Source organism: Pseudomonas sp. MF6755 (genome assembly GCF_016405635.1).
In the GTDB taxonomy this organism is placed as follows: Bacteria; Pseudomonadota; Gammaproteobacteria; order Pseudomonadales; family Pseudomonadaceae; genus Aquipseudomonas; species Aquipseudomonas haemolytica.
Window position 1 is genome coordinate 165,968 of the sequence record NZ_JAEKDA010000013.1, and the last position, 20,851, is coordinate 186,818.

The 20,851-nt window shown below is 57.2% G+C and carries 11 protein-coding genes and 1 pseudogene; 2 read left to right on the forward strand and 10 right to left on the reverse strand.

Annotated features, from left to right (window positions below; all coding sequences use genetic code 11):
* Nucleotides 1-99 precede the first annotated feature (99 nt).
* The 4 genes and pseudogenes from JFT66_RS18745 to JFT66_RS18760 all read right to left on the reverse strand — a co-directional run.
* Nucleotides 100-492 carry an SMI1/KNR4 family protein gene (locus JFT66_RS18745; protein WP_198859847.1) on the reverse strand — a complete coding sequence of 131 codons (393 nt, stop codon included), beginning with the start codon at nucleotides 490-492 and terminating at the stop codon, nucleotides 100-102.
* 102 nt (nucleotides 493-594) lie between these two features.
* On the reverse strand, nucleotides 595-1,068 hold the full coding sequence (comJ, locus tag JFT66_RS18750; protein WP_153838555.1) for a competence protein ComJ: 474 nt from the start codon (nucleotides 1,066-1,068) through the stop codon (nucleotides 595-597).
* 200 nt (nucleotides 1,069-1,268) lie between these two features.
* Nucleotides 1,269-1,661, reverse strand: a complete 393-nt coding sequence (locus tag JFT66_RS18755; RefSeq protein ID WP_034116751.1) for a hypothetical protein — start codon at nucleotides 1,659-1,661, stop codon at nucleotides 1,269-1,271.
* A gap of 990 nt (nucleotides 1,662-2,651) precedes the next feature.
* Nucleotides 2,652-5,039: pseudogene (locus JFT66_RS18760) on the reverse strand (DUF637 domain-containing protein); the annotation flags it as partial.
* 271 nt (nucleotides 5,040-5,310) lie between these two features.
* On the opposite strand from JFT66_RS18760, the gene JFT66_RS18765 reads away from it, so the two are divergent.
* Both JFT66_RS18765 and JFT66_RS18770 read left to right on the forward strand, forming a co-directional pair.
* The gene (locus tag JFT66_RS18765) at nucleotides 5,311-5,580 is read left to right on the forward strand and encodes a hypothetical protein (protein ID WP_080752885.1); all 270 of its coding nucleotides are present in this window, start codon (nucleotides 5,311-5,313) and stop codon (nucleotides 5,578-5,580) included.
* Nucleotides 5,581-5,796: 216 nt separating this feature from the next.
* Nucleotides 5,797-6,360 (forward strand): RNA 2'-phosphotransferase, encoded by a 564-nt coding sequence (locus tag JFT66_RS18770; protein WP_198859848.1) that lies wholly within the window; start codon nucleotides 5,797-5,799, stop codon nucleotides 6,358-6,360.
* 70 nt (nucleotides 6,361-6,430) lie between these two features.
* Here the strand turns inward: JFT66_RS18770 and JFT66_RS18775 are convergent, their stop codons facing one another.
* From JFT66_RS18775 to pgaB, 6 genes are all read right to left on the reverse strand, one after another.
* A complete protein-coding gene (locus tag JFT66_RS18775; RefSeq protein ID WP_133298303.1) occupies nucleotides 6,431-6,823 on the reverse strand; it encodes a hypothetical protein in 393 nt (130 codons plus the stop codon).
* 5 nt (nucleotides 6,824-6,828) lie between these two features.
* Complete coding sequence (locus tag JFT66_RS18780) at nucleotides 6,829-14,781, reverse strand: two-partner secretion domain-containing protein (RefSeq protein ID WP_233097133.1); 7,953 nt, start codon at nucleotides 14,779-14,781, stop codon at nucleotides 6,829-6,831.
* A gap of 31 nt (nucleotides 14,782-14,812) precedes the next feature.
* A complete protein-coding gene (locus JFT66_RS18785; RefSeq protein WP_198859849.1) occupies nucleotides 14,813-16,534 on the reverse strand; it encodes a ShlB/FhaC/HecB family hemolysin secretion/activation protein in 1,722 nt (573 codons plus the stop codon).
* Nucleotides 16,535-17,015: 481 nt separating this feature from the next.
* Entirely contained in the window at nucleotides 17,016-17,498 is a 483-nt protein-coding gene (pgaD, locus tag JFT66_RS18790) for a poly-beta-1,6-N-acetyl-D-glucosamine biosynthesis protein PgaD (protein WP_034116748.1), read from the reverse strand.
* Nucleotides 17,499-17,500: 2 nt separating this feature from the next.
* Nucleotides 17,501-18,841 carry a poly-beta-1,6-N-acetyl-D-glucosamine synthase gene (pgaC, locus tag JFT66_RS18795; RefSeq protein ID WP_034116747.1) on the reverse strand — a complete coding sequence of 447 codons (1,341 nt, stop codon included), beginning with the start codon at nucleotides 18,839-18,841 and terminating at the stop codon, nucleotides 17,501-17,503.
* Between the two features lie 2 nt (nucleotides 18,842-18,843).
* On the reverse strand, nucleotides 18,844-20,847 hold the full coding sequence (pgaB, locus tag JFT66_RS18800) for a poly-beta-1,6-N-acetyl-D-glucosamine N-deacetylase PgaB (protein WP_198859850.1): 2,004 nt from the start codon (nucleotides 20,845-20,847) through the stop codon (nucleotides 18,844-18,846).
* Nucleotides 20,848-20,851: the final 4 nt, after the last annotated feature.

Sequence of the window (20,851 nt, forward strand, 5' to 3'; positions counted from 1 at the left end):
AAAGGGGACAGATTTATTTAATTTTCCTTTCTGCTGCCATCCCGAACTCAAATAAATCCGTCCTCTTTTCTGTACTCAACCCCATTTTTTGCTCCAAATTCATTCCAACAAATTATAAACAAACAAAGAAAATGTATCACATAACTTTCTAACACTCATATCTGCAGAGTCTATTTCCAATACAGCCCATTTGTCATTTTTATCAAAACCGACGCATCGTCCCTGCATATCATCGCCAAAAATCATAACACCTTCAAATTGCGCCGCAGTCTCCTCATCAAAAATATCACTTGCCTCTATGAGGCCGTTGTAGAGCATGAATCCGACTGTTTCAATTTCCCCACTTCCGAACTCCCGCAAAAACTTTAAGTAATCATCAGGAGCATTTTTCTGCCCTACCCTTATTGCATTAATACTCGCATCATCTACAGCAGCCAAGCGATCGAGCAAATGCTCTTCTTTCTTACTCTTTAAAAAAGCTTTAATGTCCATGTTCACCCGCCCTACTTTTTTGTCAAAGACAATGGACAGATTTATTTAATATGCTTTTTACCGCGATCTCGAATTATAAATCCGCCTCATTTCGCCGAATGTTTATCCCGCAGGAACCGCATCGATATCAAACTCACCTTGCTCGTCAATTTCGGCGTCTGCTCTCAACACCTCAAAATCACAGCAACCTAAATTCAAATGGACATTTATTGCGTACACTCCACTTGAGGAGGGCCTTATAAATTCGACCTGAAGAGAATAATCTCCTTCAGGCAGTTCTAGAGGAACCGTACTCGAAATACTACCCACCTCAATATTTCTATCGCTCACCGTGAAGGGTACTTTAAAGGCCCGAACCACGTCTGCGCTTATAGCTGGCACTTGTTCGTTAATGAAAAAGCTAATTATATGACTCCCTTCGTCAATCAAAGTTCTAAAAGAGACACTCCCTAACCTCCACGCAAATCCTTGCGCATAACTACGATCACTCCAATCATTATACGGCTGATCAAGCGAGCTCAAAAATACGCAAAATTGCGAATAAGATAAATATATACTTTCTTTAAACGTAGCCATCAGCCCACCACTTTGATTCTGGCTTTCTCCACATGCACTACCTATACATGCGCCAGTCCCTATTAGCCTCCGGGACTACGGGTCTAACACTCGCTCCGGCCCCACCTTCTTAAAATAAAGGGGAAAGATTTATTTATTTGGCCTTTTTACTGGCACCTCGAACCCGAATAAATCTGTCCCGCTTCTCCGTTCTTACCCATTCAGACGACGATGATGTCACCGGAATCCAAATAAATCGAGTAAGACTCATAACCATCTGAAACATCCGACTCGATGGTAATTTTCGCTCCCGTGCTAAATTTTATTTGTAGTGCGTCAGTTTCGACTTTCTCAACAGACTCAACGTCCATTAATAAAAAATCCAATAAGGGTGCACTGGTAGACGAGTCGTTAAATTCGCGCTGACCCACAATGTCGTCAATTTGATATTTCAACCCGGCTTCTACACAGAATGAAACTTTATAAGGCGACACACCAGCGAATGTCTGCGGTCTTGAAAAATCAAGCCTCGTGACACGCACTCCAAAACAAACCATTTCCAGATAGCAGCCAGAAAGTAGAGAAAAATCAAAATCATCTGACAAAGTGCTCATATGTACCTCTAATTAATCTATAAGCGTTCAGCGACGAACGGGGGGTAAAGAATCAGGAGGAAGCGGAATATGCGTGTCTCCCTGACCGATCCCCGGCTTTCCAGTCGCAGGATTCATCGGCTGCTTCCCTGAATTTTGCCAGCGCCAGTAGCCATTCTCATAACCTGAAACAGCTGACGATCCAGGGGGCATAACCCGTATGTGCTCTCCTTTCGCGGGGTCTGTCCCTTGCGGATAGTAGACTTCACCGCCGTTTTTACCCGGTCGACTCACCCAGCCAGACGGGATTATCGGGGCCTGTGGTGGATTTGATATTTCCTCTACGGTTTTTGGAGTCTTCGCTTTGCCTTTGGGTACCTCCGTACCTTTTACAGTATCCGCGCCTACTCCGCGTGGTTCGCCGCCAACGTACTGCTGCCAATCCGGATGATAAGGATTGGCTCTCATTTCATCGGAGACAGTTGTAATTCCACCAGAGGAGTTTTTTCCCCCTGCCGTTGTTATATCACTCTGACCGCTTTTCCCTTTCCCCGCGCCAGAACGTGAGGGTAATGTAATCCCAATTCCTGCCTTAATTGCCTCCGCGCCGAGCTTAACTAATGGCCCACCACCCGCAGAGCTGATATCTGCTGCAATTTGGCTGGACGCGTCTAGGTTGTTCCCTATCACAAAACCAACCGCAGAAGCAGCACCGCCCTGCCCTTGGGATCTCAACCTACCTACCAGATCAACGAGTTTCTGATCATCGTTCGCCAAGGAAGTGGCAATACCTCTGCAGCGTTGCGGATCGCGTGCGCAAAGCGCATCCAACTCGTCATTTCTCTGCTGATCAAGTTCCGCATAACGCTGCCGGACCTCACGCTTCTCTTGCTCCGTAGCCTTGCTATCTACCTCCCGAAGCATCTCCTCGACTTCTTCGTGGTAAAGATAGTTGAACGTCGTCGCCTTCTGAGCAATCTGAGAGCCTTTTTCCAAATCTCCATCGACCGCCGCAGCTGCTAACAAGCCTGTCAGCTGTGAAAGCATCAGCGTGATGTCGTCATTGCCTTGAGCAGCCCACACCAACTGATTGATGAGTGCCTCATTCAGCCCGGCAGAGGCAGCCCCGGTTTTGAAATCGCTACCTGTGGCTTCAGCTAGCAATCCCCCCATCAAAGCATGCGCAATAATCTTTTGAGGGCTGCCATTGGGGAACGTGACGTAATCACCCACCCAATTAAAACCGGTAGCCATTGCAACGTTGCCAGCCTCTCCCAACAAGGCCGCATTGAAGTTGTCGCCGAAGCTTCCCCCTTGAACGGCCGTCGATATCCCGCTGGAGATTACCGCCCGACCACCAGTACGCAGCGCGATATCGCCTGCTGACGTCCAGGTGAAAATATCTTTGGAGGAGTTTGTAACCGCCAAGGTTGAACCCGTACTCGGGGTAACACCTTGGACTGTGCTTGTACTTGTGCCTGCACCTGCGCCATCAGCACCAGCGAACCAATTAGTGTCGGCATACTCAAGAGCCCCCGCCGTAAACCCGGCGACTGCTGCGCTTTTCAGGCTATTGGCGCTGACCGTTTCCTTAAGCGCTGCACCCAAATTGCCTTTGTTGTTGATGGTGCTGGTGACTGCCGTCGTACTCAGGCTGGTGCTCACCGCAAGGGTGGCTCCCTGCAACCCGAATCCTACCGGCCCCATAATCGCCGCCATCATGATTGCTATCGCAATCTTGGCACCGGCACCCAACCCTGAATTGTCGTACTTGAAGCTCTCGTGAATCTCTTTCACCTGGCGCCAATCAATGTCGCCACGCGCCTCAGCTTGCTTCAACCAGGCCAAATTAGGATCAGCCTTGACCATCGCATCAACGGTCTGGCTTACAGTCTGCTGATCGACCTGTTTGACGTCGATACGAATGCCTTCGGCTGCCTTGATGACGAGTTTTCCTTGGGCAACCAACTCGCTCTGACGCAAGGTTTCGTCTGTATTACCTTTGCCCTTAGCGCTGAACCACGAAAGGTCGCTTTTGCTCTTAGTGTGGCTCTCATCGTGCAGGTCCTTGACGCCTTCAAAGACAATTGCACCGCCGCTATCAAGGATGATGTCCTTGCCGCTATTAAGCTTTGCGACTTGATACAGCAGGTCGCCATCGCTTTTCAGCACCAGGTTGCCACCTATCTTGATCTCGGTACCTACCTGAGTAGTGCGGGTCACTTCATCCATCTGCGCCTTTTTAGCGCCCCAGCTTCCCTTCTCCTTCATGTCATACAACGTATGCGTGCTGTTCTCAGCCGCCAACAAACTCAACTTATCCCCGCTATACAGATAAGCCTCATTCCCCGCGCTGATCCTGCTCGCCACGATCGTGGTGTCACGCCCGGCCTGGCTGACAAAATCCCCACCCGCCGTGATTACGCTTGCCACTTGGGTAGTCTGGTCGTCCGAGGTCTTGATGCGTTTCTTGCCGTGTTTTTCCTTGCCCTCGACGTTGTGCATGTCGCTGACCGAGGCGACGTTTAAGTCGCGGCCGGCGGCGATGTTGAGGTCTTTGCCGGCGGTGGCGGTGCTGCCGATGATGTTGACGTCTTGCCCGGCCTGCATGTTGAGGTTGCCGCCGGCCGTGACGCTGGCGGCGAGGTTTTTGACGTCGGTGGTGATGCTGGATTTCTCGCCGCCGTCGCGGGTCTCGTGCTTGATGCTGGTGTCGCTGGCGGCGATGAGGTTGAGGTCGCGGCCGGCGGTTAAATTAGCGTCGTTGCCAGCGGTGAGTGCGCCGCGGTTGGTGAGGTCGCGGCCGGCGTCGATGGCGAGGTTTTCGCGGGCGACGATGGTGCCGGCGCTGGTGTCGGTGAGGGTGCGCATGCCAACGCCGTCACGCACCTGGATGGCGGTGGTGTCGTTGGTGATGTCGCCTTTAAGCGCCGTGAGGCTGACTTGCTTGCCGCGGATTTCGCCGGCCATGGCGTTGCGGATGCTGTCCTGGGCCAGCAGGTTGAGGTTGTTGCCAGCTTCGACCAAGCCGCCAGTGTAGATACTGCCGCTGCTGATGGCGGAGAGGTTGTTGCTGGCGCGCAGGGTGCCGACGTTGATCAGGTCGCCGCCGGTGACCAGGTTGAGGTCGCGGCCCTGGATGAGACTGTTGCCGCGTACGTTGCGCGAGTCCGCCTGGGCCAGGTAGAGCACCGGCACGAGGACGGTCTGGCCGTCGATGACGCGGTTTTCCATCCACACGATGTCGTGGGTCAGGGCGCCGACTTGCTGGTCGGTGAGGGACACGCCAAGGCTAAGGCGCAGGGCGTCTTTGCTGGCAAGGCCGTTGTCCATCAGGTAGCGGAATTGGTCGGCGTCGCTGTAGGGGCCGCCGGCGAGGAAGCGTTGGCCTTTTGATGCCTTGCGCGTTTTTACGTGAAGGACTTATAGTCCGCTGGTCGCCCCCATGGCGATTCAGGTTTGGCGACCTGACGGTAGAGAATGCGCAAGCTGGTGGCTTTTGTGCAGCCACTTGCGCGCCTGCAAAGTCGTTTTATGACGGCTGTGCGCGGGAGACCTTCGGGTCTGCCGGTTTTCTCTACTGCCGGTTCGCCAACCTGCGTACAGCTGTCACCCATACGTTTGGCGACGTTTGAGTGATGGCATTTATCACTTAAGTAGAGAGCTTAATATGAACCGATACATGCCGTTAACAGGTCACGACTCAACCATCCCCGCGCTGGTAATCAACACGCAAGCGCCTCTCGATGTTCTCTATGACGCCGCCGCGTATCGTATTCGCGCGGTGACGCAGTTTTTGGAGAACCTGGCGTTTCGGGAGGAAATCAGCAGTGATGCGATTGTGCTGCACGACTTTGCGCTGTTGCTGGCCATCCCTCTGAGAGATGGGTGTGATCTACTGGATGTGGTTGGACGGAAGTTGAATTCGCTAGCTTCTTAAATAAAAATGGGCGGTTATCTGGTAACCGCCCTACTCAAAAATCCAAGCAGACAAAAATAAAAATTGATTTTTAAAGAACGCAATTCTTGTAACCCTATCAAAAACCGGATACTTATGGCCCGACACGTCGGCCCTGTTCGCGACAGAAATATATTAAACAAATTGCCAATTTAAATATAGACAAAATTCTCATACTGACAAATAAGGTAAATGACTATGGATAGCAAACAGATCAATGAAGCCAGCAAATTTCTTAGCTACGTACTAAGACATAAACCACACTCTATTGGGCTTGAGTTAGACTCGGACGGGTGGGCAGAGATCGACCAATTAATAATTGGCTCAGCGAATGAGGGGCGTAATATAAATCGTGAAATGATTTTGGCTATCTTGACAAGCAGTGAAAAAAAACGCTTTGCAATTTCTAGCGACGGGCAACATATTAGAGCTTTGCAGGGACACTCAAGTGAAAATGTAAGTATCCGACTCCCTGCTGAAACCCCGCCGACAATTTTGTATCACGGAACGGCCACTCGCTTCCTAAAGTCAATCCAGCAACAAGGATTAATCTCCGGTTATCGCCATCATGTACATTTAACAAAAGATAAAAGCACAGCATTAGCCGTTGGACAGAGATACGGAAAACCTGTGATCCTCATAATTGACTCTCTAAAAATGCATCAAGACGGTTTAGCTTTTTATCTAGCTGAAAATGGTATATGGCTAACAACCCACGTTCCGCCACAATATATTATGCAGGAACAAGGAAGCTCCATCTAGCATAAAGGTCTGGATACACGCACCTTATAGCTTACATCAACCAAACACCCAACTCTCAGCGTAAATCTTTTCATTCCAAAGAAAAGGATTTGGCTATCACATATACAGCGACACCTATAGAATGGAAAAACAATCTATAATGAGCATAACCGGAAATACCAGACCTTTCTTTATCTATATCTACCATCTCTGAATAACCATACTCGACCAAACAATTAAGAAGCTCTATGCCTTCATCACTTGAACAGCTAAATGGGCTGTACCCAGGGAACGGCAACTTATAAAAGTATTTTGCCTTTTTAAATCGAAACGTTTTTTTTTCGTCGGAAGCCCCATCACCGATTTCAAAAAAAACATTTATGATCAGTTCTGTTCCTGCATAAAGTATTTCAACCCTACTTTCACCATCAAGGGGCAAAAAACTATTCATATCAACAAGTTTTTTAGGATTAGATAATTTCACTTTGTTTATTTCCTCGCCTTCTCTACAGAGCCTTCATAGTTTTTATTAAGCTGATTCTTTACCAAATCATCGAAAGTTGTATTATCAAAAGCTTTTAGGCCGGTTTTATCGATACCGTGCCATTGGCTCTTCGGTATGCCTGCGTCTATGAGCGCAGTGGAGGTTCTGGTGTTGGAAATTACTTTTCTTCCGTCGATAACCACATAATCAAGAGGTACCTGATTCGGACGAATAGTGCCCTGTTTCAACGCCTCCGTTAAGTCACCAACCGTCTCGATAGGCCGCCCAGCAGCTTTAGTATAGATTTCTTGCCCCATTTCACTAAAGGCTTTTGTTGTTCTCGCGGGAACCTGGGCAAAAACGCTGTCGTTCAAAACGCCTAATCTGGCGGGGCGCGCACCTGCGCTGAACATCCCCGCCGATGGGGCTAAGGATAGAGCCAGCCCTAATGCCATCTCGCCCCAGTATTCTGGTTCGCTAAGCATAAGCGTGTAGCTTTCTGCAGCTTTGCTGCCTTGACCATTAGCCGCATTTATCACTGTGGAGGATATATCTAGCCCCCACTGAGGCGCAGTTTTATACCCCTCTTGGGTATCCGTATTCATAACGATGTAGGCTTTGTACTCAGCAGGCTCCATAATTGCAAATGGTTTGCTGGCATTATCAAGCAGTATATAACTAACTATAGCTCCACTATCATCAGTATTAACCACCACATTGCCAAGATTTCTGGAGTTAGTGCCAGCCATTGACAAAATAGTTGAACAACCTGTCCCTCCACTATTCGCAGTACATGCCTCATGCTTTTTTAAATACTTGTCATAGTGGCCTTGGTAATTATATTGAGTAGCATTTTTTGCCACCCACGCGCCCTTCTCCATCTGAGCCGCAGTCGCATCAGCCTGACCGGCCGCAGCTAGAACGCCTACAATTTGCGAGCTCATTGTCAGTAACTCGTCGTTACCTCGAACCAAGGAGTCCAGATGAGTGACTAACGCCTCGTTCGCCCCCGCTGCCAAAGCACCTGTCCTAAAGTCGCCGCCTGTAGCCTCGGCAAGGAGCCCCCCCACCATGGCGTGTATTGCAATTTTCGGTGGTGACCCATCAGCAAAAACGCCCTTCGTGTAATTGCCTACCAAATTGAAACTAGCGGCCGCCAAAGTGTTAAACAACGCATTTTTAAGCGCATCGCTGGCACTGCCACCTTGCCCGAGCGCTTTGCTCAACAACATGGAAGTACCACTTTGCAACGTTTGGTTTGCCGCAAATTGGCCGACACCACGCCAGCTATTCAGTATTCCCGGTGTTGTGATTTTCCCTGTTGCCGTGTTTGTCTCGGTTCCAGTCCAATCACCAAAATATTCCGCCGTCAGACCTGCTGTAGCACCGGCAATGACATACCCCTTCATAGCATCCGAAGAAGTAACATCCTTGAGCACAGCGCCAAGGTTGCCCCGATTGTTGACTACGCTGACAGTCGCGTTCGTAGACGCGCCCGCCGCCACAGCACCAGCGACAGCGCCCACAGTGCCACCACCTGCCGCGACTGCTGCTAGAGGGCCAACCACTGCCGCCATCACAATCGCAATAATGATCTGCGACGCCGGCCCCAGGCCCGAGTTGCTGTACTTGAAGCTGTCGTGGATCTCCTTGACCTGCCTCCAGTCCACATCACCACGCTTCTCAGCATCCTTGATCCAAGCCAACTGTGGATCAGCTTTAACCATCGCATCAATGGACTGGCTGACTGTCTCCTGATTGACCTGGTTAATGTCGATCTTCAAACCGGCGACAGCTTTGATTGCCACATTGCCTTCGGCGATCAGCTGACTCTGGCGGACGGTCTCGTCGGTGTTGCCCTTACCCTTGGAAGAAACCCAAAACGCGTTGTTATTGCTCTTCTCATGGCTTTCCTGATGCAGGTCTTTGACCGCTTCAAAAGTAATCGCGCCACCACTGTCCAGGGTGATGTCCTTGCCGCTTTGAAGCTTGGCAAGTCGATAGGTCTGATCTCCTTCACTCTTGAGTATCAGGTCGCCGCCGGTCTTGATTTCAGTACCGACGTTGGTAATACGAGTGACCTCGTCGCGCTGGGTTTTCTTGGAACCCCAGCCGCTGTTTTTCTTCATGTCATACAACGTATGCGTGCTGTTCTCAGCCGCCAACAAACTCAACTTATCCCCGCTATACAGATAAGCCTCATTCCCCGCGCTGATCCTGCTCGCCACGATCGTCGTATCACGCCCAGCCTGGCTGACAAAATCCCCACCTGCCGTCAGCACGCTTGCCACTTGGGTGGTCTGGTCGTCCGAGGTCTTGATGCGTTTCTTGCCGTGTTTTTCCTTGCCCTCGACGTTGTGCATGTCGCTGACCGAGGCGATGTTGAGGTCGCGGCCGGCGGCGATGTTGAGGTCTTTGCCGGCGGTGGCGGTGCTGCCGATGATGTTGACGTCTTGCCCGGCCTGCATGTTGAGGTTGCCGCCGGCCGTGACGCTAGCGGCGAGGTTTTTGACGTCGGTGGTGATGTTGGATTTCTCGCCGCCGTCGCGGGTCTCGTGCTTGATGCTGGTGTCGCTGGCGGCGATGAGGTTGAGGTCGCGGCCGGCGGTTAAATTAGCGTCGTTGCCAGCGGTGAGTGCGCCGCGGTTGGTGAGGTCGCGGCCGGCGTCGATGGCGAGGTTTTCGCGGGCGACGATGGTGCCGGCGCTGGTGTCGGTGAGGGTGCGCATGCCGACGCCGTCACGCACCTGGATGGCGGTGGTGTCGTTGGTGATGTCGCCTTTAAGCGCCGTGAGGCTGACTTGCTTGCCGCGGATTTCGCCGGCCATGGCGTTGCGGATGCTGTCTTGGGCCAGCAGGCTGAGGTTGTTGCCGGCCTCGACCAGGCCGCCGGTGTAGATAGTGCCGCTGCTGATGGCGGAGAGGTTGTTGCTGGCGCGCAGGGTGCCGACGTTGATCAGGTCGCCGCCGGTGACCAGGTTGAGGTCGCGGCCCTGGATCAGGCTGTTGCCGCGCACGTTGCGCGAGTCGGCCTGGGCCAGGTAGAGCACCGGCACGAGGACGCTCTGGCCGTCGATGACGCGGGTTTCCATCCACACGATGTCGTGGGTCAGGGCGCCGACTTGCTGGCCGGTCAGGGCCACGCCGAGGCTCAGGCGCAGGGTGTCTTTGCTGGCCAGGCCGTTGTCCATCAGGTAGCGGAACTGGTCGGCGTCGCTGTACAGGCCGCCGGCGAGGAAGCGTTGGCCGGTTTGCGCGAGCACGGCGTCGCGGATCAGGCGGGTTTCGTACTGGCCGTCACCGAGCCGGCGCCAGGCGTTGTCGGAGGTGTAGCCGAGCTTGCCGAGCATGTAGTCGGAGCTGAGGAAGCCTGATACGGAAGTGAACTCGGGGTTGGTCTCGATCAGGTAATGGCTGGTGGGGTCGGCGTTCCTGACGAACAGGCCGTACTCGCCCTTGGGCAGTTGGAAGGTCGGCGAGGTGGTGGGGTCGACCGGGGCGAACGCGGTGCCGGTGTAGTCCACGGGCACGAAACCGCCGCCTGGGGCTACGCCCACTACGGGCAACACGCTGCCGGGCGCCTGGGCGCTCGGGTCGTTGGCGTGTTTGCTCAGGTTGATGTTGATGCCGCCAACCGGGATGCCGGTCTGGTCGTCGCCGAGGGTGCCGGTCAACTGCGCCAGGGTGTTGTTGTGCAGCGTGCCGTTTTGCAGGGTGCGGGCGACGTTGAGGTTGACCGTGCCGCCAGCTTGTAGGGTAGCGTCGTAGCCGGGGCCGCTGTTGTTGGTCCAGGTGGTGACGTCACTTGCGTGGGCGAAAGGCAGGCTATTGGGTGAGCGGCTTTTGAGTTCTTCGAAGCGCGCCTTATCGAAATTCCCAGCCGCCGTGGCCGCATTGAACGCGGGCACGTCGACATATTGCATGCGTTCAAACAAATCGTCGGAAACATGCCCTGGCGTGCCGATGACAAGCTTGCGCTGACCCGTGCGCGTAGCGGCGCCCTGGTTGAGCAGGTCACCGGCAGTGATGCTCAGGTCGCCATTAGCGGCCATCAGGCTGTAGCGGTTCTGCACATTGTCGCCTTGCAGCAGCATGTTTTTGCCAGCCACCAGGCGTGCCGCTACCGAATCCTTGGTCGCCGCCTCAAGGTACGTCTCGTAGATGGTGATCTCGCCACGTTCCCAGTTGTCTTTCTCGCCGCAGTGCTGGTGACAGATCCAACTCAAGCTACCGGTGGTCAGCGTCTGCCCGAGTTCGAATTCATCTTTGGCGTTTTCGATAAAGCCTGCATTGATGCCGATCGAGCCTTCGCTTTCGACGGTGCCGGAGCGGTTGCTGAACAGCACGGCACGCCCGCCATCCCGTGCGGCGAAGCTCAAGTTGCCTTTGCTGTAGACATCGCCATAGAGGTTGCTGAAACCATTGCTGCGCAAGGTCATGTCGCCGCCGCTGAACAGCAGCGTGTCGGCGGCGTTGGTGATGCCGTTGACTGCGGTGAGGTTCACTGCACCCTGGGCACCGAGGGTGCCGCGGTTGTTGATTTGCGCGGCGGCGATATCCAGCTGCTGGCGGGCGGTGAGGAAGCCGAGGTTGTCCAGGGTGCCGCCGAGGGTCAGGCGGGTATTGGTGGCCGCCAGGCGGCCGCCGTTCTGGCTGAGGTTGTTGGCGGCGACGGTGAGTGTTTGCAGGGCCGAAACGCGGCCGCTGTTGGTCATCTCGCCGGTGGTGATGCTCACGTCACCGTCGCTGAGCAACTCGCCGCCGTTGTTCAGGCTCGCCACATCAAGGGTCAGGCCCTTGCCGCTGGCCATGCGGTCGCCGGCCTTGAGGGTCAGGCCCTGGGCGCTCTTGTAGGTGAGGACTTCGTTGAGTTGTACGCGGCCCAGGCCGTCAACGGTGCCGAACGCCCAGTCGGCGGTGCCCATGCCATTGATAGTGCCTTGGCTGCCGCTGAGGCTGGCGGTGTTGAGGCGGAACAGCCCAGTGCCGGCGTGTTGGATCTGACCGGCCTGGTTGTTGAGGCTGGCGGCGTCGAGGCGCAATGCCTGGCTGCCGAACTCGAGAGTGCCGTTCTGGTTGTTCAGCGCACCGCTGAGGTTGAGACTGCTGTCGGTACCGCCCAGGGCGCGCAGTTGCCCGTTGGCGCTGTTGTCCAGGTTGCCGCCGTTGAGGCTCAAGCCCTGATTGGCTTCGATCAGACCACCCTGGTTGGTGAGAGTATCGCGTGAGGTCAGGTTGAGTTGGTTGCCGCTGATCTGGCCGCCCGCGCTGTTGTCGAGGGTGGCGCCGCTGACGGTCACCTGCTCTTTGCCGAACAGTTTGCCGCCTCGGTTGGCCAAGGCTTCGACGGTCAGTTGCAGGTTGCCAACCAGGCTTGCCATCAGGCCGTCGCTGGCGTTGTCGAGCGTGTCGGCAGTGACGGTCAGGCTGTCGCCCTGCACGGTGCCGCCCTGGTTATCCAGGCGGGCGGTGTGCAGTTCGGTAAGGGCGCCGCCGCTGAGGATCAGACCTTTGCGGTTGCTCACGTCCTGGCCGCTGTAGCTCAGGCCCCCGGCGCCGGCCAGCAATTGGCCGCCGTCGTTGTTATTCAGGTGTTGGGCGGCGATATCCAGACGCTTGCCACGCAGGGTGCCACCGTCGTTGTTAAGGGTGGTGAGTTGCTTGACCAATACGCTGCGTTCGCCCGCGTCGATCTGGCCGCCGACGTTGGTCAGCAGGTCGCTGACATTGAGCACCACGTCGCCGCCATCGCTGACCAGCGCGCCCTTGTTGCTGTTGTTGAAGCTCTGCGCCGTCACCTCGACGGTTTGTCCAAGCAGAATGCCGGCGCTGTTGTCGAAACGCTCGCCGCGCAGTTGCAGCAGGCCTTCGCTCTGGATGCGTCCCTGGGCGTTGAGCAACTGGCCCGGGCCGTTGAGCAGCAGGCTTACGCCCTGGGCGCCACCGGCCAGCAGGCCGGCGTTGCGGTTGTCGAGGCCGGAGGCGCGCACGTCGAGCCCATCCCCCAATACGCGCCCGGCGCGGTTGTCGACGTCACCACCGGAGACGTCGAGCAGCAGTTGCTTGCCGACGATCACGCCGCCTTGGTTATCCAGGTTCGCGGCGTGCAGTTCGATATCGCCCTGCCCGGCCTGTAAACGGCCCTGGGCATTGTTGAGCTGTTGCGCGGCGGTGAGGGTCAGCTTGCCGCTGTCGGCGCTCAGTACGCCGCCTGCGTTGCTGCTGAGGTTGCCCGCCTTGACGTTGAGGTCTGTGCTGGCCTGGGCGAAACCCTGGTTGTTGTTGAAGCTGTTGTTGACGGTGAGGTTGAGCGCGCCGCCGTCGGCCTGGATCAGGCCCTTGAGGCTGTTGTCGAGGTCGCTGGCGTTGACTGTGGCGGTCTTTGCGACCAGCACGCCGTTCTGGTTATTCAGCTTGCCGGCGTTGACGCTCAAGTCGTTGGCGATGACTTGACCACCCCTGTTGTTCAGGTCGGCGCTGTTCAGCGTGAGGCTGCCACCGGCCATTTCGATACGGCCCTGGCGGTTGTCCAAGGACGCGCTATTCAGCGTTGCGGCCTGGCCTTCGCCGAAGCGAATCAGCCCACCGAGGTTGACGATGGCCGGCGAGCTGATCGCCAGGCTTTGTTCGCCAAACAGACGTGCGCTGGCACCTTGGTTGGTCAGTTTGGCGCTGCTGACCTCGACAGTCTTGGCCTGGATGATCGCGCCCTGGTTGGTCAGCGCCTGCGCGGCGGTAATCGCCAAGGCACGGCTGGCCAGCAGGTTGCCGCTGGTGTTAACAGTCTGCGCATTCACGACCAAGTCGCCGGTGGCGTTGCGGCTGTTGTCGGGCGCAACGCCGGCTTCGATGATGCCCGGGTTGGTCAGCGTGGCCGCGTTGAGTTCGATGCGTTGGCCGGCGGCCACGCTTTTCTGGTTGACCAGGGCTTGGGCGCTGGTGACCTGCACATTGCCGGTGGCGTAGACCTTATTTGTCAGGTCGACGTTCTGCGCGGTGACCTTGACGTTACCGCTGGCAGCCGCCTGCGCCATGCTCAAGCGCCCATTGGCATCAAGCTGGATATCGCCGCCACTGGCCGCCAAGGTGCCGTCGAGCTTCACGCCCACACCGGCTTCGGTGCCGACCAGCTTGATCGCACCGGCATACATGCCGCCCAGGGCCGAGGAGTCGATCGCCAACTCGGGTTTAGCGCTGCCGTCGTCGGCGCGCGCGGTGGCTTTCAGGGTTTGCGCATCGACGTCGTTGCGGCCAGCAATCACGTTCAGTTCGCGGGCGTTGATCTGCGCGTTGATCTTGGCCGAGCGGGTGATGATGTCGAAGCGCTCGACGTTGCTGGCGTTCAGGCCCTCGCCGTCGATGGTCACGGCGCCGCCATCGACCTGGTAGCGCTGCAACTGGCCGTTCTGGTCGATCACCGGTTTGCCGGTGGTCAGGGTGACGTTCGGGGTGTTGATAAAACCGCAACCGCTGCAGGTGATGCCGTACGGGTTGGCAACAATGACCTTGGCCGACTGCCCCGCCACTTCGGTGTAGCCGCGCAACTGGCTGCGGCTACCGCCGTTGACTTCGTTGAGGATGACGCTGGCCGCGCCGCCCTTGAGGTTGGGGTTGCCAACGATATAGCCACCCAACTGGGTGTTGACCATGGCGCCGTTGGAGTTGTTGAGGATCACGCCGTTGGGGCCGACGTTGTAGTCATTGTACTGGTTATGGGACAAGCCAGCGCCGTTCGGCGTGGCGATGTTCACCACCGGTACGCCATTGCCCGCCTGGCCGACCGTAGTACCCGGCGCACTGACCACGATGCCTTCGGCCTGGGCCAGCAGCGGCTGCCAGAACAGCGCGTTGGCCAGGATCAGCACCAGCCCGCGCTTGGGCAGGCCGAAGAACGCGTCGCGCGGCTTCAGGGCAGCAGAAGGTTGGCGGGCCAGGAAGGCAAATTGGCGAACATCCATTGTCAGTTTCTCTTTGCAGCGGGGCGTTGAATTACAGGAAGAAATCCATGCGGAAGTAGATCGGCGCTTCGCGCTCGGTGACTACACCGGGTCTTTCCAAGGAGTGGGCAAAGGTCACGCTGGTGCTGACGTTTTTGCCACGGGCGAACAGCTCCAGGGAGTTGCTGGACACCCGGCCATGGACGTTGTCGTTGTAGCGGTCATTGCTGATCACGCCCTGGTCGTAGCCGACGCTGGCGCCATATTCGGCGAAGGCCGGGCGCATCCAGTCGAGGGTCACCGGGCGCGCCCAGCGCACCTCGTTGCGCCAGTAGCCGCCGCTGTCACCGGTCAGCAACTGGTCCTTGAAACCGCGTACCGAGGCCGAGCCGCCGAGGCTCATGCGCTGGGGCGAGAACAGGATGTCTTCGCTGCGTTGGCCGGTGGCCAAACTGCTGAAGCTGAACGACTCGCCCCACAGGCTGAAGGGTTGCAGGTAACTGACGGTGGCGGTGTATTTGCGGTAGCGCGAGTTCGGTTGCCGCCCGCCGTAGGGGTCGCGCTCATCTTGAGATTGGGCGTCGAGCAGGCCGATGCCGCTTTGCATACCCAGGTCCACGTTGACGAAGGCATTGCCGATACGCCGCCCGTGGTTCACGCCCAGTTGCAGTTCGCTGAGGCGATTGCTGCTGGGCGCGGTGCGCACGTCGAGGACGTAGTTATTGGTGCGCAAGTGCGCCAAGCCGACATTGACCGAGGTCTTGCTCACGTCATCGCGATGGATCACTCGCTCGGCGCGCAGTTGATGGTTCTGGTTGTCGCCGTTCTGCTTGTATTTGTAGTCGTCGGTCACGCCGTAGGTGCGGTAATCGCTCTCGCTGTAGGTGTAGCTGAAGTTCCACCAGCCCCACGGCACGTTGTAATAGAGCATGGTGTTTTTCGAGGTTTTCTGGTGGTCGCTGATGGCGTCATGGCCGCCGCGTAGCATGAGCTGGTCGCCCAGGCCGAGGGGGCTGTCCCACTCAAGGCCGGCGCCCCATTGCTGTTCACCGGTGCTTTTCTGCCCGTCGTTATTGCGCGACAGGCTGGCGCGCCAGGGCTTTTGCGCGGTGTTCTTGACCACCACGTCGCTGCCGCCGACTTGCTTGCCGGGGGTCAGCTCCATTTGCGCCTGTTTGGACGGCAGGCGGTTGAGCTGGTCCACCAGTTGCTCGATTTCGCGCAGGTTCAGCGCCTCGCCGACCTTACCGGGAAAGGCCATGGCCAGTTCGCGCTCGGTCACCGTGCTGCCTTCGGCGCTGCGCAAGGCTTCGAGCTTGCCTTCCACCACCAGCACTTGCAGATGGCCGCTGGAGAGGTCTTGTTGTGGCAAGTAGGCGCGGCTGGTGACGCGGCCTTTGCCGAGGTAGTAGTCGGTGATGGCCTTGAGCAATTCGTTGAGCTGCGTCACGCCCAGGCACTGGCCGATATAGGGCTTGAGCAGGCGCTCGCGGTCGGAGGCCGGCAGGCTGTCGGCGCCCTTGAGTTCGATGTCGTTGATCGGGAAGCAGCGAGTGTCGGCAGGCGTTGCCGGGGCTTGGGGCTTTTGCGCTTTACCGGGCAGGTCCTGAAGTTCCTGGAGGCGTCGCTGTTGCTCTTCGAGCAGGCGGTTTTGCCGGTCGCGGATCAGGTCTTGGTCCCCGGGCGTGGGGGCGGCGAACGCGCTGTTCAGGCTCAAGCAAGTGAGCAGGAACGTGCAGAGCAATAACCGAGTCCGTGGCAGTAACGAAGACATGTTCGATCCATCGAAAATCAAAGGCCGGCAAACTAACATCGAACTTCCAGCTAGCCTAGAAACTGGCAAAGTTGGAATTTTTGATGAGTTAGTTATCCAAGCTATTGATTAATAAATACAATTTTTTATCAAAAGAGTTTGAGGCGATCACTTGAAGTGATTATTCCGACAAGCGGCAACTGTTTTGATGGCGATTCGACGAATGACTTTTGAATAGCCATTATTTAGCCATCAAGTTCTCGTCGAGTTAGGTTAGTACCGGGGAATGGAGAAAAGTTCGCGGGAGTTTTGTGAATTGGATCCCATTTATCGGAATTTCGACGATAGGGTTGAACCACCGCAACCTATGGGGTGGGCAAATATCAATTGTGGGAGGGGGCTTGCTCCCGATTGCGGTGTATCAGTCATGTACATGGTGACTGACACTCTGCTATCGGGAGCAAGCCCCCTCCCACATTGGATACTCGTACCATTGAGAATGTCAGCCTATACCCTTGTCTTTTTCTGCGCCGGGTACCAGGGTCAGGCCGGGGCGCTCGACGTCGCGGGAGACATGGGACTTCACGTCTTCCACGCCGCCCTCCTCGTCGTTGTGAATCACCAGCACGCCGGGTTTGCGAAACTGCTCCAGGTGGCCGTCTTCCAACTTGAAGCTTTCGCTCAAGTGCTTGTCACTCAGGGCATTGGCCTCGGCGCGGCGCTGGGCAAATTTACGTCCGCGACGTTGCTGATAACGCGCCCAACTGATCAGGATCAGCGCATTGAACAGGGCGATCCACAGGTAGATCTGCAAGGTGTTGAGCGCGGCAAAAATCGGCGCCTCGATGCGTGGGCCGCCATGGGTTTCGAGCATGGCGTTGATCCCACGTGCGAGCAGCCAAACCAACCCGCCCCAGGCCAGCAGGGTCAGCAGCACATCGATGATCCACATCAGCGTGTTTTGGCGAGTTCTGACCAGTTTCATGCTCACGCCTCCTCTTCGGCAGGTTTGATACCGCGATCCGGGCTGACCCAGCGTGCGCGCTTCTGGTGCTGGTTGAACAGCACTTTGGGAAAGCTGACCAGGGTGGTCAGCAGGCTGACCAGCCAGAACACCATCGGGTACCACACGGTCCAGAACAGGGTTTTCCACAGGTCTTTTTCGTAGCGCCGGTCGATCAGGATGCTCACCGCAAACTGCAGCAGGCACACCATCGCCAGCACCAGGCCGGTAAACGCAGGCGGCACCAACGAGTCCACGGTAATCGCCGCTGGCAGCGTGACGAATTTACCCACGGCCCAGAAGATCACCGAGAGCAGGAAGGTGAAAGCCCAACCGGTGGACAGGCAGTATTCGAACAGCAGCGGCCACAGGTAGCGATGACGCCATTGCCAGATGCCACGGATATTCTTGAACAGCACTTCGGCGCCGCCCTGGGCCCAGCGCAGCCGTTGTTTCCACAGGCCGCCAACGGTTTCGGGCATAAGGATCCAGCACAGTGCGCGCGGCTCGTAGAAGATCGACCAGTGGTCGAGCTGCAGCTTCCAACTGACATCGATGTCCTCGGTGATCATGTCGGTGCTCCAGTAGTCGATGCGGTCCAGCGCCTTCTTGCGGAACGCCACCACCACACCCGAGACCGTGAAGATCCGCCCGAACACCCGCTGGGTACGCTTGATCAAGCCGATGATCGAGGAGAACTCGCCCACCTGTACCCGGCCGATCAGAGTCGAACGGGTACGGATACGTGGGTTGCCGGTCACGGCGCCCAGGCGCGGGTTGTCGAGCATCGGCGCAACCATGTAGGCCGCCGCGTTTTTGTCGAGCAAGGCATCGCCGTCGATGCACACCAGGTATTCGCTGCGGGCGGCCACGGCGCCCATGCGCAGGGCCACGGCCTTGCCCTGGTTCTGTGCCAGGTGCAGCACGCGCAGGCGTGGGTGTTGCAGCGCCAAAGCATCAAGCACTGCGGCGGTGTTGTCGCTGGAACCGTCGTTGACCGCGATCACTTCGATGTTCGGATACAACTGGCCGAGTGCCGCATCAATGGTTTCGGCGGCGTTATCACCCTCGTTGTAGCAAGGGATGATGATCGAGATCAGCGGCTCGCCGGCCAGGGTCGGCGCGGGCGTATCTTCCTTCCACGGCCAATGGCGCTCCCAGTGCAGCCAGAAGTACAGGCCGCCGGCGATCCACAGCGCCGACATGAACAACGGGTAGAAGAACACGAAGTCCATCAGGAACTGCCCGGTGACCAGGAAGATCAGGCCCAGGGGCAAGCCCAACACCAGCGCCAACACGAATAGAGCCAGGATTCTGTCAAACATGATCAAGGGTTCCATTGGTTGGAGAGGGCCGGACGTATCGTCTTCAAGTCCGGGGAGTTTTCCAGGAAGTTGTCCGGGTAGTAGCCGAAACTGGTGACGCCCTGGCGTTTGAGCACGCTCATCCATTCCGCCAATTGCGTGGCGCTGATATCCGGTGCGGCCTTGGTGCGCCAGTCTTTGGCTTGCAACTCGAAAACGGTTTTTTCTAATGCACCGGGGCGCGCCTTGACCGTGGCCACCAGTTTTTCCAACCAGGCATTGGAGTTCTTCAGTTGCTGGCCTTCCATCAGCGGCATGGCCATGGGGGCGGTCCAGTCGTAGGTCTGGAGGAAGTCATCAAGGTTCTGCGCGAACCAGGTTTCGCTGCCGGGGTTGAGCATCGGCTCGGCGAAGATATTGCGTGCGGTGAGTATCTGCGGGCCACGAATGGCGCGGACCTTGGCCGTCAATTCGTTGGTGAAGTCGATCAGGTAGCGACTCTTGAAACGGGTCCAGCGCTGCATCACCGCAGGGTCGGCACGCAAGGCAGCGATAGTGTTTGGCAAGCCTTGGGCGGCATACGCCTTGAGTGCTGCTGGGCTGGCGTCTTCAAAGTCGCTCAGCAGCGCATCGTCGTGATAGAGCACACCGTCGATTGCACTGTTGCTGGTGCGCGCCAGGTCTTCATAGATCTCGCCGATGAGCTGCCGCACTTTCGGGTCAAAGGGCGACAGGCGCTGGTATTGATCCGGATCGGTACCAACCTTGCCGGTCTCCGGGTCCCAACGGGTGACGCGTGGCAGCTTGGAATCGAGGGCGAAGCTGAGCACCGGCATCCACGCAAACACGCTGGCGTGGGCACGGGTATGCAACTGCCAGGAGACCCGGTTGAACAGGTCGGCACGCATCGGCAGGTGGCGGTTTGGGAAGTACACCGAATGCACCAGGCCATCGCCCTTGGGGTCCGCGTAGGCTTGCAGGAACACCGTGACGGCGCCCATATCCACAACACGCTGCACCAGCACGTCAAGATTGCGCGCCTGTTGCTCCGGGTCGGGATCATAGACGTGGTCCAGGTCCACATGCAGGACGCGCAGCGGCGCCTTGGCCTGTACCGCAACCATGCTGCTGGCGAAGTGTTCGCCATCCGGGTCGGAGGCCACCAGGAAGCGCGGGCTGTTCATCAGCTTGTTCGAATCATCCAGACCGTCATCGAGGGTCAGCGCCATCTCATAGCCGTGCTCACCCACCACGGCCAACGTGGTGCCGTCGGCCGCGCCGTACGGCCATACCCACACCCGTGGCGCCTTGCCGGTGACGGTACGGATCTTGTTGGAGATTGCCGCGACGTCCGTACGCATCCGCGCCTGGAACTGTGCTTCGGTTTCGTAGCGACCGGTCGCCGGGTCATAGCGACGCGTGGTGGCGGCCGGCTCAAGGTTGCCCTGAGGGTTGGCCAGTATGCCTTTGTGATTGGCGTCGGTATGGGCGGCGATTTCCACCAGGCCCGATTGGGACACTTCACGAATCTGCTGCCAGGTCAGGAAGTCGCCCCGCGCCCGTGGCGTACCGGCGAAGTCCACCGGCTGGTTCAGCGGGGTATCGATCCAGGTGCCCACCGGCGCCAGCACGGCCGGCCAGTTGTAGGCCCGCAAAATCGGCATCACGCGGGTGTAGAAGCTGGAATAGCCATCGTCGAAGCTGAGCATCACGGCTTTGGGCGGCAATGTCGGCCCACCACGGCGCGCGGCGAGAACCTGATTCACGCTGACCGCCTGGTAACCGTTCTCCCGCAACCAGGCCAACTGCTCGATCAAACGTTCGGTACGCACCGCCACCACGGCCTGGTCTGGGTCGTTATCCGAAACGTCGTGGTAGGCAATGCCCAGGAAATGGTTCTTCGGCCACGGCGCTTCGCTGGCCAGTGTCGGCCGCTCGGCAGGTGGAACGAATGGCGCGGGTTGCTGGGCGCAGGCGGCGGCCAGCATTACACCCAGGACCAAAAAGCAACGGCTGAGGAGGGTCATGGTC

What these genes read in the sequence shown, in the direction of transcription:
- JFT66_RS18770 (WP_198859848.1), top strand. Translation starts at nt 5,797, where the DNA reads ATGGATAGCAAACAGATCAATGAAGCCAGCAAATTTCTTAGCTACGTA.
- pgaB (WP_198859850.1), bottom strand. Translation starts at nt 20,847, where the DNA reads ATGACCCTCCTCAGCCGTTGCTTTTTGGTCCTGGGTGTAATGCTGGCC.
- comJ (WP_153838555.1), bottom strand. Translation starts at nt 1,068, where the DNA reads ATGGCTACGTTTAAAGAAAGTATATATTTATCTTATTCGCAATTTTGC.
- JFT66_RS18780 (WP_233097133.1), bottom strand. Translation starts at nt 14,781, where the DNA reads ATGGATGTTCGCCAATTTGCCTTCCTGGCCCGCCAACCTTCTGCTGCC.
- pgaD (WP_034116748.1), bottom strand. Translation starts at nt 17,498, where the DNA reads ATGAAACTGGTCAGAACTCGCCAAAACACGCTGATGTGGATCATCGAT.
- JFT66_RS18765 (WP_080752885.1), top strand. Translation starts at nt 5,311, where the DNA reads ATGAACCGATACATGCCGTTAACAGGTCACGACTCAACCATCCCCGCG.
- JFT66_RS18785 (WP_198859849.1), bottom strand. Translation starts at nt 16,534, where the DNA reads ATGTCTTCGTTACTGCCACGGACTCGGTTATTGCTCTGCACGTTCCTG.
- pgaC (WP_034116747.1), bottom strand. Translation starts at nt 18,841, where the DNA reads ATGTTTGACAGAATCCTGGCTCTATTCGTGTTGGCGCTGGTGTTGGGC.
- JFT66_RS18755 (WP_034116751.1), bottom strand. Translation starts at nt 1,661, where the DNA reads ATGAGCACTTTGTCAGATGATTTTGATTTTTCTCTACTTTCTGGCTGC.
- JFT66_RS18745 (WP_198859847.1), bottom strand. Translation starts at nt 492, where the DNA reads ATGGACATTAAAGCTTTTTTAAAGAGTAAGAAAGAAGAGCATTTGCTC.